We start from the raw sequence: 14,150 nt of genomic DNA, 5'->3' as shown, positions 1-14,150 counted from the left end.
ATGAACCTCAGCGCGCCGTTTGTTCGCCGCCCGATTGCAACCACCTTGATGGCGGCCGGCCTCGCGCTGTTTGGCGCGCTGGCCTTCATGCTGTTGCCGGTGGCGCCGTTGCCGGAGGTGGATTTCCCGACCATCAGCGTCAGCGCCTCGTTGCCCGGCGCCGATCCGACCACCGTCGCCAGTTCAGTGGCCACGCCCCTGGAGCGCCAGTTCGGGCAGATCGCCGGGGTCACGCAGATGACCTCATCCAGCAGCTTGGGCTCGGCGCGGATCATTTTGCAGTTCGACCTGAATCGCGACATCGACGGCGCCGCGCGGGATGTGCAGGCGGCGATCAATGCCGCCCGCAGCAACCTGCCCAGCGACCTGTCCGGCAACCCGACGTACCGCAAGGTCAACCCGGCGGATTCGCCGATTCTGATCATCAGCCTGACCTCCGACAGCGCCACGCCGGGGCAGATGTATGACGTGGCCTCGACCCTGCTGGAGCAGAAGTTGTTGCAGACCACCGGGGTCGGTGACGTGACGGTGGGCGGCGGCGCGCTGCCGGCGGTGCGGGTGGAATTGAACCCCGATCGGCTCAACCAGTACGGCGTCAGCCTGGAGCAGGTGCGCCAGGTGATCAACGCCTCCAACGTCAACTTGCCCAAGGGCAACGTGGCCATCGGCGACCGTAACTACGGCATTGCGGCGAATGACCAGTTGCTCGATGAAAAGGACTACGGGCCGCTGGTGGTCAAGGCCCACAACGGCGACCTGATCCATATCGCCGACCTGGGCTACGTGCGCGAAGACGTGCAGGACCTGCGCAACTTCGGCCTGTCCAACGGCAAGCCGGCAGTATTGCTGGTGGTGTTCAAGCAGCCGGGCGCCAACGTGATCGAAACGGTGGACGCGGTGAAAGCCTCGCTGCCGTTCCTGCAAAGCTCGATTCCGGCGACGATCAAGCTCAACCTGCTGATGGACCGCACCACCACCATTCGCGCCTCGTTGCATGACGTCGAGATCACGTTGCTGGTGTCGATCCTGCTGGTGACCCTGGTGACCTTCGGCTTCTTCCGCGACTGGCGCAGCACCCTGGTGCCGGCGATTGTGGTGCCGCTGTCGCTGCTCGGCACCTTCGGCGCGATGTACTTCCTCGGCTACAGCCTGAACAACCTGTCACTCATGGCGCTGACGATTTCCACCGGCTTTGTGGTGGACGATGCGATTGTGGTGGTGGAAAACATCATGCGCCACCTGGAGCGCGGCAAGACCCGGGTGGAAGCGGCGCTGGCCGGTGCCCAGGAAGTCGGCTTCACGGTACTGACCATCAGCGTGTCGCTGGTGGCGGTGTTTATTCCGCTGCTGCTGATGGGCGGGATTGTCGGGCGCCTGTTCCGCGAGTTTTCGGTGTCGTTGTCGGTGGCCATTGTGATCTCGATGCTGATCTCGCTGACGGTTACACCGATGCTCGCCAGCGTGCTGCTGCGCGCGCCGAAAGCGATTCATGAAGGCAATGAACACCCGGACTCGCGCTTTCACCGCTTCTACGATCGCACCCTCGGTTGGGTGATCGACCATACGGTGCTGATGGGTTTTGTGACGGTGTTGGTGATCGTGCTCGCCGGCGTGTTGTACGTGCTGGTGCCCAAGGGTTTTTTCCCCCAGGAAGACACCGGGCGCTTGCAGGGCAGCATCCTGGCGAACCAGAGCATTTCCTATGGTGCGATGCAGAAGGACTTCACCGAGATCAACCGCAAGGTGATGAAAAACTCGAACATCGAAACCGTCGCCGGGTTTGTCGGCGGTGGCGGAGGGGGCGGCGGGGCGGTCAACAGCGCGCAGATGTTTGTATTGCTCAAGCCCCTGGGCGAGCGCAAGGACAACGCCACCGAAATCATCGGCCAGATCCGCCGCAGCCTCGGCGACTTGCCGGGCACCAAGCTGTATTTGCAGTCGGCCCAGGACATCACCGTGGGTGGCCGGCAAAGTGGCGCGCAATACCAATACACCCTGACCGCCGATGACCAGGAGTCGCTGGACGAATGGGTGCCCAAGGTGGTGGCGGTGCTGCGCAAATTGCCGCAACTCACCGACCTCAATACCGACCAGCAAGACAACAGCTTGCTGGCCAATGTGCAAATCAACCGGGACACGGCGGCGCGCCTCGGGGTGAGTGTCTCGGCGGTCGACCAGACGCTGTACGACGCCTTTGGCCAGCGCCAGGTCGCGACCCTGTATCGCGCGGCCAACCAGTACCACGTGGTGATGGAAATCGCTCCGGAATACTGGACCGACCCTTCCGCGCTCAAGGGCATTTATGTGCCGACGGGCACCCAGGCCACGACCACCAAGGGCACCACGGCGGCGCCCAACCTGACCACCGGGCAGACCCTGGTGCCACTCTCGGCACTGGCGGATAACACGGTGGCGCGCACCGCGATTTCCATCAGTCACCAGGGCACGTTCCCGGCGGTGACAGTCTCGTTCAACCTGGCGCCCGGCACGTCCATCGGCCAGGCCACGGCGATGGTGGACGATGCGGTGAAGCAGCTGCGCATGCCCGCCAGTGTGGTCGGCCAGTTTGCCGGTACGGCCCAGGTGTTCCAGTCGTCGGTGGCCAGTGAGCCGCTGCTGATCGTCGCTGCGTTGCTGTGCGTGTATATCGTGCTGGGCATCCTCTACGAAAACCTGACGCACCCGCTGACCATTCTGTCGACCCTGCCCTCGGCCGGCGTCGGTGCGTTGATCGCCTTGCTGCTGACCGGCACCGAGCTGTCGATCATTGCGCTGGTGGGGGTGATTCTGTTGATTGGTATCGTGAAGAAAAACGCGATCATGATGATCGACTTCGCGATCACCGAGCGGCGGGAGTTCGGCCTCACGGCCAAGGAAGCGATTCGCCGGGCGTGCCTGATCCGTTTCCGGCCGATCATGATGACCACCCTGGCGGCGATCCTTGGCGCGCTGCCGCTGGTGCTCGGCACCGGTTATGGCTCTGAGTTGCGCCGGCCGTTGGGGATTTCGATTATTGGTGGCCTGCTGTTCAGCCAGGTGCTGACGCTGTACACCACCCCGGTGATCTACCTGTGGCTCGACCGGGCGTCACAGCGCCTGGGTCGGCGTAAGGAAGCAAGGTTATGAACGTGAAATACAGCGTGCTTTGCATCAGCCTGCTGCTCGGCGGCTGCATGGTCGGGCCCGATTACCAGAAGCCCGCCATGGAGCTGCCGCAGTCGTTCAAGGAAGGCGCGCAGTGGCAGCGCGCGGCGGCTAACCCCCAAGGGGCGATGGACAGCCAGTGGTGGCTGGCCTATCAGGACCCGGTGCTGAACGACCTGGTGGCGCGCTCGGCCAAGGCCAACCAATCGATCATCGCGGCGGAGGCCGCGTACCGTTTGGCTCAGGCGCAGGTGGCGTCCAGCCGGGCCGGTTTGTGGCCGACGGTGGGCGTGGGGTTGTCGGGTTCGCGGGGAACGGCGGGCAGCGGCAGCGGTACGTCGACTACCGGCACCACGACGGGCGGCGTCGCGAACAGCGTCAGCGCAACCTTGACCGCCAGTTGGGAGCCGGACCTGTGGGGCCTGGTGCGGCGCGGGATAGAGTCCAGCCAGGCGACGGCCCAGCAATCGGATGCGTTGCTGGCCGGGGTGCGGCTGTCCATCAGTTCCAGCGTGGCGAGTAACTACCTCGCCCTGCGGCAGATGGACATCGATGTGCGCCTGTTGCAGCAACAACAGAAGATCAACCAGCAACTGCTGGACATGATCCAGGTGCAGTTCACCCAGGGCGTCGCCACCAACGACCAGTTGCTGGTGGCTCAGGACCAGTTGACCACCTCGATTGCCGACTTGCAGACCTCCCTGCGCGACCGCGAGCAATACGAACACGCGCTGGCCGTGCTGGTGGGCGTGGCGCCGAGTGAATTCAGCGTGGCGGTGCGCAATGACTACAGCTTCGTGGTCCCGCGGCCACCGTTGACCTTGCCGTCTACCCTGCTGCAACGGCGTCCCGATGTGGTGGCGGCGGAGCGCTCGGCAGCGGCGGCCAACGCGAAAATCGGCGTGGCTGAAGCCGCATTCTTCCCAACCCTGGATCTTACTGCCGAGGCCGGTTACCGCGGCAGTGCGTTGGGCGGGTTGTTCTCCCTGCCCAATCGCATCTGGACGTTGGGCCCGGCGCTGGCGGAAACCCTGTTTGACGGCGGCGCCCGCGAAGCGGCGGTCAAGCAGGCCGAGGCCAGCTATGACCAGATCGCCGCGACCTACAAGGGCACCGTGCTCAGCGCCTTGCAGAACGTTGAAGACAACCTGTCGGCAATCAACCACCTGCAAACCCAGGCCGATGCGTTCCAGCAGGTGTACCAGCGTAATCAGCAACTGTTCGGCAGCCAGGAAGCACAGTTGCGCGCCGGCACCGTGAGCCAGGAGGCCGTGCTGACCCAGCAACTGGTGTTGCTGCAAGCCGAGCAGAATCTTCGCGACACCCAGGGCCAGCTCAGCCAGGGCAGTGTGGCGCTGATCCAGAGCCTTGGCGGGGGCTGGCAAACGCCTGCGCGCTGAACGGCTCGCTAACCCGGGGTGCGCCGCGTTATTCTCGGCGCACTTTGAATCACGGGAAGCCTGAGCCATGGCAGGAAGCAGTTTGCTGGTATTGATCGACGACATCGCCGCGGTGCTCGATGATGTGGCGTTGATGACCAAGATGGCCGCGAAGAAAACCGCCGGCGTGTTGGGGGATGACCTGGCGTTGAATGCCCAGCAAGTCTCCGGGGTGCGCGCCGAGCGGGAAATCCCGGTGGTGTGGGCGGTGGCCAAGGGATCGTTCGTCAACAAGCTGATTTTGGTGCCGGCTGCGCTGCTGATCAGCGCGTTTGCGCCGTGGGCGGTCACGCCGTTGTTGATGCTGGGCGGCGCTTACCTGTGTTTTGAAGGTTTCGAAAAACTCGCCCATAGCTTCTTCCACAAACGCACCGAAGAGCAGGCGCACCTGGTGGAAGCCGTGGCGGATCCGGCCACGGACCTGGTGGCCTTCGAGAAGGACAAGATCAAGGGCGCGATCCGTACCGACTTCATCCTCTCTGCCGAAATCATCGCCATCACCCTCGGTACCGTGGCCGATGCACCGCTGATGCAGCAAGTGATCGTGTTGTCGGGTATCGCCATCGTCATGACCATCGGCGTCTACGGCTTGGTGGCCGGTATCGTCAAACTCGATGACCTGGGCCTGTGGCTCACCCAGAAGCCCGGCCAGGCGGCGCGCAGCATTGGCGGGGCGATCCTGCGGGCGGCGCCGTACATGATGAAAAGCCTGTCGGTGATCGGTACGGCGGCGATGTTCATGGTCGGCGGTGGCATCCTGACCCATGGTGTGCCGGTGGTGCATCACTGGATCGAGACCGTGAGCCAGAGTACTGGCGGCCTGGCGTGGTTGATGCCGACGTTGCTCAATGCAGTGGCGGGGATCATTGCCGGGGCCGTGGTGTTGGCGGTGGTCAGCGTGGTGGGTAACCTCTGGAAGCGTGTGAGGGCATAGGCATTTGATCGAGCGACGGCAATTCAGCGGAGGCATGAAAGGCAAGAACCTCCGTTATCTGAATGAAAATCCCGGCGAGGCCCGTCAGACGGTGCGTGCGGGATTTGTGTTGCTCGAACATTTCTCGCTGCCGGCGTTTACCCAGGCGCTGGATACGCTGATCACCGCCAACCTGCTGCGGCCCGCTTCTTTTTCTACCTCGACCTTCGGCTTGCGGGAAGGCGAGGTGATCAGTGACCTGGGGCTGGTGATCCGGCCCGATGCGCGGCTTGAGTCTTCGGTGCTTAAAGAGTTGGACCTGTTGGTGATATGCGGTGGCTATCGCACTGAACTGAAGGCTGCGGAGGAGTTTATCCACCTGCTGAAAAGCGCCTCGGAGCAGGGTGTGAGCCTGGCCGGTTTGTGGAATGGTGCGTGGTTCCTGGGGCGTGCGGGATTGCTGGGCGGCTACCGCTGCGCCGTGCACCCGGAACATCGCCCGGCCCTCGCTGATTTCTGCAAGGCGACGCAGGTCAGCAGCGAACCCTATGTGATTGATCGCGACCGGCTGACGGCATCGAGCCCTTCCGGTGCGTTTCATATGGCGCTGGACTGGATCAAGGGGCTGTACGGCAAAGCGTTGGTGGAGGGGATCGAGGACATCCTGGCGTTTGAGGAGTCGCGCTACCGGCGGGTGAAACCCACGGAAAACGTGTGCTTGAGCGCGCCTCTGCGCGAGGTGGTCAACCTGATGGACGCCAACCTCGAAGAGCCTCTGGAGCTTGAGCAACTGGCCGTTTATGCGGGCCGTTCCCGACGCCAGTTGGAGCGTTTGTTCAAGGAGCAGCTTGGCACCACGCCCCAGCGTTATTACCTGGAACTGCGCATCACCGAGGCCCGTCGGCTGCTGCAACACACCGAGCTGTCCCAGGTGGATGTGCTGGTGGCTTGCGGGTTTGTCTCGCCGAGCCATTTCAGCAAGTGCTACAGCGCCTACTTTGGCTACAGGCCATCCAAGGAAAAGCGCCTGGTCAAATAGCCTGAGATTGGCATTCGCCACAAATATAGATACGATGCTAATCATTAGCTTGCTATCTATATGTAGGTTTAATGAAATCCTCCACCTTCCAGCTCCCTGATTTCTGGCAGGCGACGTTGACCCCGTCCCGTAGCGATCTGCTGTTTGCCTTGCGCAACATGATCGCCGGCGGGGTCGCGTTGTACCTGGCCTTCTGTTTTGACTTGCAGCAACCGCAATGGGCCCTGACCACCGTATTTATCGTGGGCCAGTCCACCAGCGGCATGGTCCTGGCCAAAGGCGCCTATCGGCTGGTGGGTACGTTTGTCGGGGCCATGGTTTCCATTGCGATGATCGGCGTGTTTGGCCAGGCGCCTCTGCTGTTCCTGCTGTGCATGGCGCTGTGGCTGGCGTTCTGCACCACGGGGGCATCCTTGCTGCGCAATCATGCGTCCTATGGGTTTGTGCTGGCGGGTTACACCACGGCGATTATTGCGCTACCCGCTACGGCGGCACCGCTGGGAGTGTTCGATGAGGCGGTGGCACGCTGCCAGGAGATCAGCCTGGGGATTCTTTGTGCCTCCATCGCCAGTACGATTCTGTGGCCGCGCCGGGTCGAGCAGGTGCTGGCGGTTCAAGCGCGGGCCGCGTGGCAGGCCGGGGTGCGCGCCGCGGCTTCGGAGCTGTTGGGTAATGATCAGCGTAAGGGGTTGCTCGAAGCGTTGAGCCGCCTCGTGGCGGTGGACAGTCAGCGCGACCATGCCTGGTTTGAAGGGCCCAAGGGCCGGCGCCGCTCCCAGGCCTTGCGGGTGCTCAGCCGTGATCTGCTTAGCCTGCTGCGGGCGGCGCGGGGCGTGGCGCGCCAGCGGATGATGCTCGATGAAACGGCGGCGGTCGGGCCACTGATTGAAGCGGTGGCTTCGGCGTTGCAGCAGGAGCGTCTTGATGAACTGCCCGAGTTGTCACAACGGCTTGGCCTGGCGTTGCAGGATCCGCAGCTTGGCCAGGAGGCGCACTTTTGCCTGGTGCAACTGGCGCAGGTGTTGCGCTTGATTGAGCGGGGTGCATTGACGCTGTCGGCGGTCGAGCAGGGCAGGGTGCCGCCCGGCGCACCGGGGGCGATGTCCTGGCACCGGGATATCGAGCAGGGGGTGCTAGGTGGGCTGCGCAGTGCGTTGGCCTTTCTGGCGGTCGCGGCGTTCTGGATCTTTACGGCGTGGCCTTCGGGTTTGGGCGCGGTATCGATTTGTGGCGTGGTGTTGAGCCTGTTTGCAGCGCGGGAAAACCCTTCGGCCTCCAGCCTGAACTTCCTCAAGGGCATTGCGCTGTCGATCCCGGTGGCCGGTGTTGTGTGCTTCGTACTGTTGCCCGGCTTCGATGGCTTTCCCTTGTTATGCCTGGCGTTGGGAGTGCCGCTGTTTTTCGCCTCGTTGTGCATGAGCCGCCTCAAGCTGGCGGCCACGGCCTCGGCGTTCTGCATCTTTTTCGTCAACAACGTCGGGCCCAGCAATGTGATGACCTATGACTTTGCCGCCTTCCTCAACAAGGCCATCGCGACGTTGGTGGGTGTCGGGATTGCCGTGGTGGTGTTTCGGCTGATCCAGCTCAATCCCGGCGAGCATCACTATCGGCGGATGTTCAAGGCGTCGCTGTTCGACCTGGCGCAATTGACTTCCCGTCCCCTGGAGCAGGCTGAAAGCTGGTTTGGCGGGCGTATGGCGGACCGGCTGATTCGCCTGTCGCGCTACAGCGAAACCTTGCCTGCCGATCGCCGTGTCCACTGGGATAACGGATTGCTGGGGCTGGACCTGGGGGATGAGTTGCTGGAGTTGCGCGCCTGCCTGGCGGACAGCCGGGGTACGTTGGCGATTGAGCGCGATCGCTATTTGCGGGCATTGGAGTCGGTGTTGGAGGAGGGGGGGCCGAGCGTGGCGAATGAGTCGCTGATGGATGCGGCCAGCGTTGCGATGCTTGAAGCGCTTGAACAGCCTTCGGGATTGGCGGAGCAGGATCGGGAAATGGCCAGGGCGGCGGTGCTGCAACTGCGGTTTACGTGGCGTAAGTGGTGTCGGCGGGGGATGTAGGCGCTGGCAAGCCAGCGCCTACACGGGGCATTACTCGGCGATCTGCAACTTGCGCGCCTCGGTGTACACGTAGCGCACCTTTTCATACTCGAACGGCGAGTTCATCTGGCCGTAGCGGAAGCTGGTCTGGTAGCGCTTGTCGACGGCGCGCAGGGCCCAGATTTCCGGGTGGTTTTCGCTGACCTTGGACACGTTCAGGAAGTTGATCTCGGTCTCGGCGCCGTAGTCCACCAGCAGGCCGGTGGTATCCCGCAGGTTCGACGGACCAAACAGCGGCAGCACCAGGTAGGCGCCGCCCGGTACACCGTAGAAGCCCAGGGTCTGGCCGAAGTCTTCGCTCTGGCGCGGCAGGCCCATGGCGGTGGCCGGGTCCCACAGACCGGCGATGCCGATGGTGGTGTTGAGCAGCAGGCGCCCGGTGGTTTCCAGGGAACGATGGCCCTTGAGCTGCAGCAGGCTGTTCAGCAGGTTGGGTACATCCCCGAGGTTGTTGAAGAAGTTGCTGACGCCGGTACGCAGGAAGCTCGGGGTGACATAGCGGTAACCGTCCACCACGGGCAGGAACACCCACTGGTCGAAGCGGTAGTTGAAGTGGTAGACCCGGCGGTTCCACGACTCCAGCGGGTCGTAGACATTCAGGGCGTTGACCGACGAGCGCTCGAACTCACGCTGGTCCAGGCCAGGGTTGAACTTGAGGTGGCTCAGGGGCTCCTTGAAGCCGTCGGAGTCCACTACGGTTGGCGTGTGGGCCTTGCTGTTGTCGGCATTGGCCACGCCCGCGCACATCAGGGCGGCGAGCAGCAGAAGATATTTAGCCACGGAAGAACTCCAGCATGGCGTCGGCGTTGACGCGGTAGTTGAGGTTGCCGCAATGGCCGCCCAGGGGGTAGACGGTCAAGCGATCGCCGAAGGTTTTACGCAGGAAGCCAAGGTCGCCCGGGCCCAGGATCACGTCGTCGGCGTTGTGCATGACGGCGATTTTCGGGCTGTCGTGCAGGTAGTCCTTGAGGGCATACAGGCTGACCTGGTCAACCAGTTGCAGCAGGCTGCCGCCGTCGGAACGGGCGCGCCACATCGGGATCACCTGTTCGGTGAGGTAGCAGTCGAAGTCGCACTGCAGCGCACGCTTGAGGAACGGCGTGAGGCTGGTGCCTTCGCTGATCGGGTACTTGGGCGGGATGATCAGGCCGCGACGGTTGATCAGGTCCGAGGTGAAGGCAATGTCGGCCGCCGAGAAGCGGAACGAAGTGCCGATCAGCATCGCCATCTGTTCGTTGGTCAGGTGTTCCTTGGAGTTCTGGAAGTCGTAGAGCAGGGCATCGTTGAGGTCGATGTAGCCCTTTTGCTGGAAGTAGCGGGTCAGCTTGTTCAACACCAGCTCATAGAAGGTGGTGCTGTTGTTGATGCCCTTCACCTCGGTCTGCACCAGCTTGTCGAGGTTGGTGATCGAGGTATAGAGGTTGACCGGCGGGTTCAGCAGCAGGACTTTCTTGAAGTTGAAGCTGCGACGGGTTTCATCCAGCTTGCTGACAAAGGCTGCGTCGAGGGCGCCGAGGCTGTAGCCGGTGAGGTAGAAGTCGGTCACGGGCAGCGTCGGGTTTTGCGCGCGTACGGCCTGCATCACGCGGTACATGTCTTCGGCGTCTTCCTGGCTGATGCCGGGAGTGGCGAAGCGCGAGGCGGCGGCGATGAAGTCGAAGCTGGTGGGGGACGACAGCTGGACGACGTGGTAACCGGCCTTGTAGTAGAGCTTTTTCAGGTATTCGTTGATGGTGCTGTCAAAGCGTGCGCCAGTGCCGGCGATCAGGAAGATCAGCGGTGCGGCACGGTCCTGCTTGGCGATGCGGTAGGTGAGTTTCTTCACCGCCCAGAAGTTGTCAGGCAGGCTGAACTCGCGCTCGGGACGCATCGTCAGGGTGTAGTCGGACTGATTGATTTGATCGTCCGATGGCAGTTCCGGCCGCAGGTTCGGCGGGGTGGTGGCGATGGTCGCTTCAAACGGGTTGGTCAAAGGGTAGCCATAGCTGGCCTGGTCGATATCGACCGCCAGTGCTGACGCACTCAGAAAAAGGCTGCCCAACAGGGCCGCACAGCGCAAGGAACGGAGCATGACTAAATCCCTAAGAGGAAAACGTGCTGAAGTGGAGTTCGCAGGCTATGACCACCGCGTTGCTGCCGAAGTGCCAGCCTTCGGCACTAAAAGTCGGAAAAAACGTCGGAATCGGGGTAATAGTAGCGAGACGATACACTTTGGCACGCCTTAATGAACACTTATCTGTTTGCAAAACTTGCCAACGGCCACCGGGGGATTAAGCTGGGCGCCGTTTTCGCCTATCGGAGTGCCCCATGTCCCGCCGTTTTCCGCTGATCCTGTTGCTTATTGCCCTGCCGCTTTGGCTGGCCGCCAGTTATGGCGCGCGTTACGGATTCATGGAGGATGGCCGTTGGGTGGGCATTTGCGCCGACGAAGCCAGCCGCTGGGAATGCCAGGTGCGTTCCAACCTGGGGTTGATGATTCACTTCAAGGTGCTGGGCTGGGCGGCGCTGGTCACGGCGGTGCTGGCGTTTTTCGTGCCGGGCCGGGCCGGGTGGGGTTTGGCGGTGTTGGCGCTGGTGTTCGGGTTTCCGGCGTTGGCGTTGTACAACACGACCTTTGCGGTGTTTGCGGTGGTGATTGCGGGGTTGCGGTTGGTCCGTAAGTCTCGCGTCGCCTGATGGGGCCTCTTCGCGAGCAAGCCCGCTCCCACATTTGACCGAGTACATCCCTTGGAATGCGGTCGAGTGTGGGAGCGGGCTTGCTCGCGAAAGCGGTCTTAAGCCTTGCGCACCCGCAAGCAACGCCACAAGGCTACGACCATGAACAGGCTCACCACCGCCCAACCCCACGCCTGCTGGTTCATCACCCCTTCACGGAACAACTGCGGCGCAATACCGGCACCGATGATGAACGCCAGCAACGCAATCTCCCGCCGCAGCCCGCTCACCGGACGCACCAGGTACACCAGCGCCGGCAGCACCAGCGCGGCACTCGGGAAGCTGCGGTAACGCGGGTCAAATACCAGCGCCAGCATCATGACCGCACCGGCAAACCCGGCGATTGCCACCAGCCAGCCAGCGCGCTGCTCCAGCCAGTTGAAGGCGCGTTCGCGCCAACCTTCTCGCGCACTCAACGCCAGGGCCGCGTGAGCCAGTACCGCAAGGTTCAAGGCCACCAGCAATCCAGCCCACACCCACTCATCCGTGAAGCGCGCGGTGACCCGGTTCAACTCGGCCCAGGTGCCGATCGAGCAGGCCGCCACGGCGCCCAGCAATGGCAACAACAACGCAGCCCGGGTCGTGCGCACGCGGCCACCCAGCAGCAGCGTGCCCAGCAGGATGATCCCGCCAACCCCCAGCCACAGCGGCCAGTACGGCACATTGGTCACCGGGCCGGCGAGCACGCCCTTGTCCTGGCGGTCCGCATCAAACAGGCCCCAGTAACCCCCCACCGCCCCTTCACTGGCACGTTTCCACGGCTGGTCAAAGGCTTCGATCAGGTTGTAGTGCCAGCCATTGGCTTCGGCCATGGCCACGAACCCGCGCATGAATTTCGCTTCGTTGACCCGGCTCGGCACCGCCGTTTCCCGCTGGCGGCCTTCGCTCGGCCAGCCGGTCTCGCCGATCATCACGTCCTTGGGGGCGAACTTGTTGCCGAAGGTCTGGCGCACATCGCCCACGTGCTTGAGCGCCTGGTCGATGCCCGAGGGGTCATCTTCCCAGTACGGCAGCAGGTGGATGGTCAGGAAGTCCACGGCCGGGGCGATTTCCGGGTGTTGCAGCCAGAACTCCCACACATCGGCATAGGTGACCGGTTGCTTGATATGGTCCTTGACGTGATGGATCAACTTGACCAGCTGCGCGGCAGTGACTTCCTTGCGCAGCAGGGTTTCGTTGCCGACGATCACCGAGGTGACGACGTCGGGGTTGGCATTGGCCGAAGCGATCAGTGCCTCGACTTCCTTGGCGGTGGCCACCGGATCACTGCTGACCCATGCGCCGCTCATCAGCTTCAGGCCGTGTTTGCGTGCCAGTGCCGGCAAGTCTTCAAGGCCGGTCTGGGAGTAGGTGCGAATGCATTCGAAACGGGTGGCCAGCAACGCCAGGTCGGCATCCATGCGCTCGGGGCGCAGTTTGAACGGCTGGTCGAACGGCGACTGGTCTTTGTCGAAGGGCGTGTAGGACGCACATTGCAGCTTGTGGCTGGCGCTGGCCACGTCCGGCAGCACCACCGGTTGGCCAAGGCCGTACCAATAGCCGCCGAGGGCCAGCACACCAAGGATCAGGGCAAATAAATAGGGCAGGAGCGGGAAACGTGCAGTCGCGGGCATGATCAGGCCGTCTGGGGGCAAAGGCGCGCATCTTACCCGGATTTGAGCCGTCCCAGTGGGGCCGCATAATTTTGACATGCAAAGTTCGGGCGGGATCGTCGGTGAATGTCCTACAAATCATCCTGCTGGCGATGTGATGTCGTTTCTTGCTTACCTGAGGTCGCAGTCAGAGCAGGTCGCTTGTGGCAGCAGGTTGATGATCGAAGTGTCAGCCCTCCACTGATGAGGCACCCACGTGATCGATGCGCGTGAAGGGGGCGCGGTGCACCACATAACAACAGGTTGACGTCGCTCGGCATCCGCCGGGCGCAGCACTTTCGGGGAAGCACTATGAAGATGCGACGACTCTTGGGCGCAGCCGCCACTCTGGTAGTTGCGATGAGCTCCACACTGGCCAGCGCCGACAGCAAAACCCTGAGCATCGGCTATGTGGATGGCTGGTCGGACAGTGTCGCCACCACCCACGTGGCGGCAGAAGTGATCAAGCAAAAGCTCGGTTATGACGTGAAACTGCAAGCGGTCGCAACCGGGATCATGTGGCAAGGCGTGGCCACCGGCAAACTCGACGCCATGCTCTCCGCCTGGTTGCCGGTGACCCACGGTGAATACTGGGCCAAGAACAAGGACAAGGTGGTCGACTACGGCCCCAACTTCAAGGACGCCAAGATCGGCCTGATCGTGCCTGAGTACGTGAAAGCCAAATCCATCGAAGACCTCAAGACCGACACCACCTTCAAGAACAAGATCGTGGGTATCGACGCCGGTTCAGGTGTGATGCTCAAGACCGACGAAGCAATCAAGGCCTATGGCCTGGACTACAAGCTGCAAGCCAGCTCGGGCGCGGCGATGATCGCCGAGTTGACCCGTGCCGAAGACAAACAGGAATCCATTGCGGTCACCGGCTGGGTGCCACACTGGATGTTCGCCAAGTGGAAACTGCGTTTCCTGGACGACCCAAAAGGAATTTATGGTGCTGCTGAGACCGTCAACAGCATCGGCAGCAAAGGCCTGGAAAAGAAAGCCCCGGAAGTCGTGGCGTTCCTGAAGAAATTCCAGTGGGCCTCCAAGGATGAAATCGGCGAAGTCATGCTGGCGATCCAGGAGGGCGCCAAGCCTGAAGCGGCGGCCAAGGACTGGGTGGCCAAGCACCCTGAGCGCGTCGCCGAGTGGACTGCTAAGTAAGGC

General features: G+C 62.6%; 10 protein-coding genes. 7 read left to right on the top strand and 3 right to left on the bottom strand.

Translation table 11 applies throughout. The features are described from left to right. From JV201_RS20855 to JV201_RS20835, 5 genes are all read left to right on the top strand, one after another. Entirely contained in the window at positions 1-3,126 is a 3,126-nt protein-coding gene (locus tag JV201_RS20855) for an efflux RND transporter permease subunit (protein WP_219407207.1), read from the top strand. Then, positions 3,123-4,544, top strand: a complete 1,422-nt coding sequence (locus tag JV201_RS20850) for an efflux transporter outer membrane subunit (protein ID WP_134327093.1) — start codon at positions 3,123-3,125, stop codon at positions 4,542-4,544. Before JV201_RS20855 ends, JV201_RS20850 begins: the two co-directional genes overlap by 4 nt. A gap of 67 nt (positions 4,545-4,611) precedes the next feature. Continuing rightward, positions 4,612-5,517, top strand: a complete 906-nt coding sequence (locus tag JV201_RS20845; protein ID WP_177008362.1) for a DUF808 domain-containing protein — start codon at positions 4,612-4,614, stop codon at positions 5,515-5,517. A 34-nt stretch (positions 5,518-5,551) separates the two neighbouring features. After that, positions 5,552-6,535 carry a GlxA family transcriptional regulator gene (locus JV201_RS20840; protein WP_134327091.1) on the top strand — a complete coding sequence of 328 codons (984 nt, stop codon included), beginning with the start codon at positions 5,552-5,554 and terminating at the stop codon, positions 6,533-6,535. Between the two features lie 71 nt (positions 6,536-6,606). Next, entirely contained in the window at positions 6,607-8,598 is a 1,992-nt protein-coding gene (locus JV201_RS20835; RefSeq protein ID WP_219405997.1) for an FUSC family protein, read from the top strand. 30 nt (positions 8,599-8,628) lie between these two features. Here JV201_RS20835 and JV201_RS20830 read toward each other — a convergent pair whose 3' ends face one another. Both JV201_RS20830 and JV201_RS20825 read right to left on the bottom strand, forming a co-directional pair. Next, positions 8,629-9,417 (bottom strand): VacJ family lipoprotein, encoded by a 789-nt coding sequence (locus JV201_RS20830; protein ID WP_003210582.1) that lies wholly within the window; start codon positions 9,415-9,417, stop codon positions 8,629-8,631. Further along, complete coding sequence (locus tag JV201_RS20825; protein ID WP_003210581.1) at positions 9,410-10,708, bottom strand: hypothetical protein; 1,299 nt, start codon at positions 10,706-10,708, stop codon at positions 9,410-9,412. The genes JV201_RS20830 and JV201_RS20825 overlap by 8 nt, the downstream gene beginning before the upstream one ends. Before the next feature lie 236 nt (positions 10,709-10,944). Between JV201_RS20825 and JV201_RS20820 the strand changes: the two genes are divergently transcribed. Next, complete coding sequence (locus JV201_RS20820) at positions 10,945-11,313, top strand: hypothetical protein (protein WP_134327089.1); 369 nt, start codon at positions 10,945-10,947, stop codon at positions 11,311-11,313. Between the two features lie 98 nt (positions 11,314-11,411). On the opposite strand, the gene JV201_RS20815 is transcribed toward JV201_RS20820, so the two are convergent. Continuing rightward, complete coding sequence (locus JV201_RS20815) at positions 11,412-12,965, bottom strand: glycosyl hydrolase family 17 protein (RefSeq protein ID WP_219405996.1); 1,554 nt, start codon at positions 12,963-12,965, stop codon at positions 11,412-11,414. Positions 12,966-13,295: 330 nt separating this feature from the next. Here JV201_RS20815 and JV201_RS20810 point away from each other — a divergent pair, with 330 nt between their 5' ends. After that, positions 13,296-14,147, top strand: a complete 852-nt coding sequence (locus JV201_RS20810; protein ID WP_008433997.1) for a glycine betaine ABC transporter substrate-binding protein — start codon at positions 13,296-13,298, stop codon at positions 14,145-14,147. Positions 14,148-14,150 lie beyond the last annotated feature (3 nt).

Origin of the sequence: Pseudomonas sp. Colony2, from assembly GCF_019382755.1 — a bacterium.
Taxonomy (GTDB): domain Bacteria; phylum Pseudomonadota; class Gammaproteobacteria; order Pseudomonadales; family Pseudomonadaceae; genus Aquipseudomonas.
This window is presented reverse-complemented; position numbering and strand designations above follow the sequence as displayed.

Excerpts from the sequence above, each read along its gene's own strand:
- JV201_RS20810 (WP_008433997.1), top strand. The coding sequence starts at position 13,296 with ATGAAGATGCGACGACTCTTGGGCGCAGCCGCCACTCTGGTAGTTGCG.
- JV201_RS20840 (WP_134327091.1), top strand. The coding sequence starts at position 5,552 with ATGAAAGGCAAGAACCTCCGTTATCTGAATGAAAATCCCGGCGAGGCC.
- JV201_RS20835 (WP_219405997.1), top strand. The coding sequence starts at position 6,607 with ATGAAATCCTCCACCTTCCAGCTCCCTGATTTCTGGCAGGCGACGTTG.
- JV201_RS20825 (WP_003210581.1), bottom strand. The coding sequence starts at position 10,708 with ATGCTCCGTTCCTTGCGCTGTGCGGCCCTGTTGGGCAGCCTTTTTCTG.
- JV201_RS20850 (WP_134327093.1), top strand. The coding sequence starts at position 3,123 with ATGAACGTGAAATACAGCGTGCTTTGCATCAGCCTGCTGCTCGGCGGC.
- JV201_RS20820 (WP_134327089.1), top strand. The coding sequence starts at position 10,945 with ATGTCCCGCCGTTTTCCGCTGATCCTGTTGCTTATTGCCCTGCCGCTT.
- JV201_RS20855 (WP_219407207.1), top strand. The coding sequence starts at position 1 with ATGAACCTCAGCGCGCCGTTTGTTCGCCGCCCGATTGCAACCACCTTG.
- JV201_RS20845 (WP_177008362.1), top strand. The coding sequence starts at position 4,612 with ATGGCAGGAAGCAGTTTGCTGGTATTGATCGACGACATCGCCGCGGTG.
- JV201_RS20815 (WP_219405996.1), bottom strand. The coding sequence starts at position 12,965 with ATGCCCGCGACTGCACGTTTCCCGCTCCTGCCCTATTTATTTGCCCTG.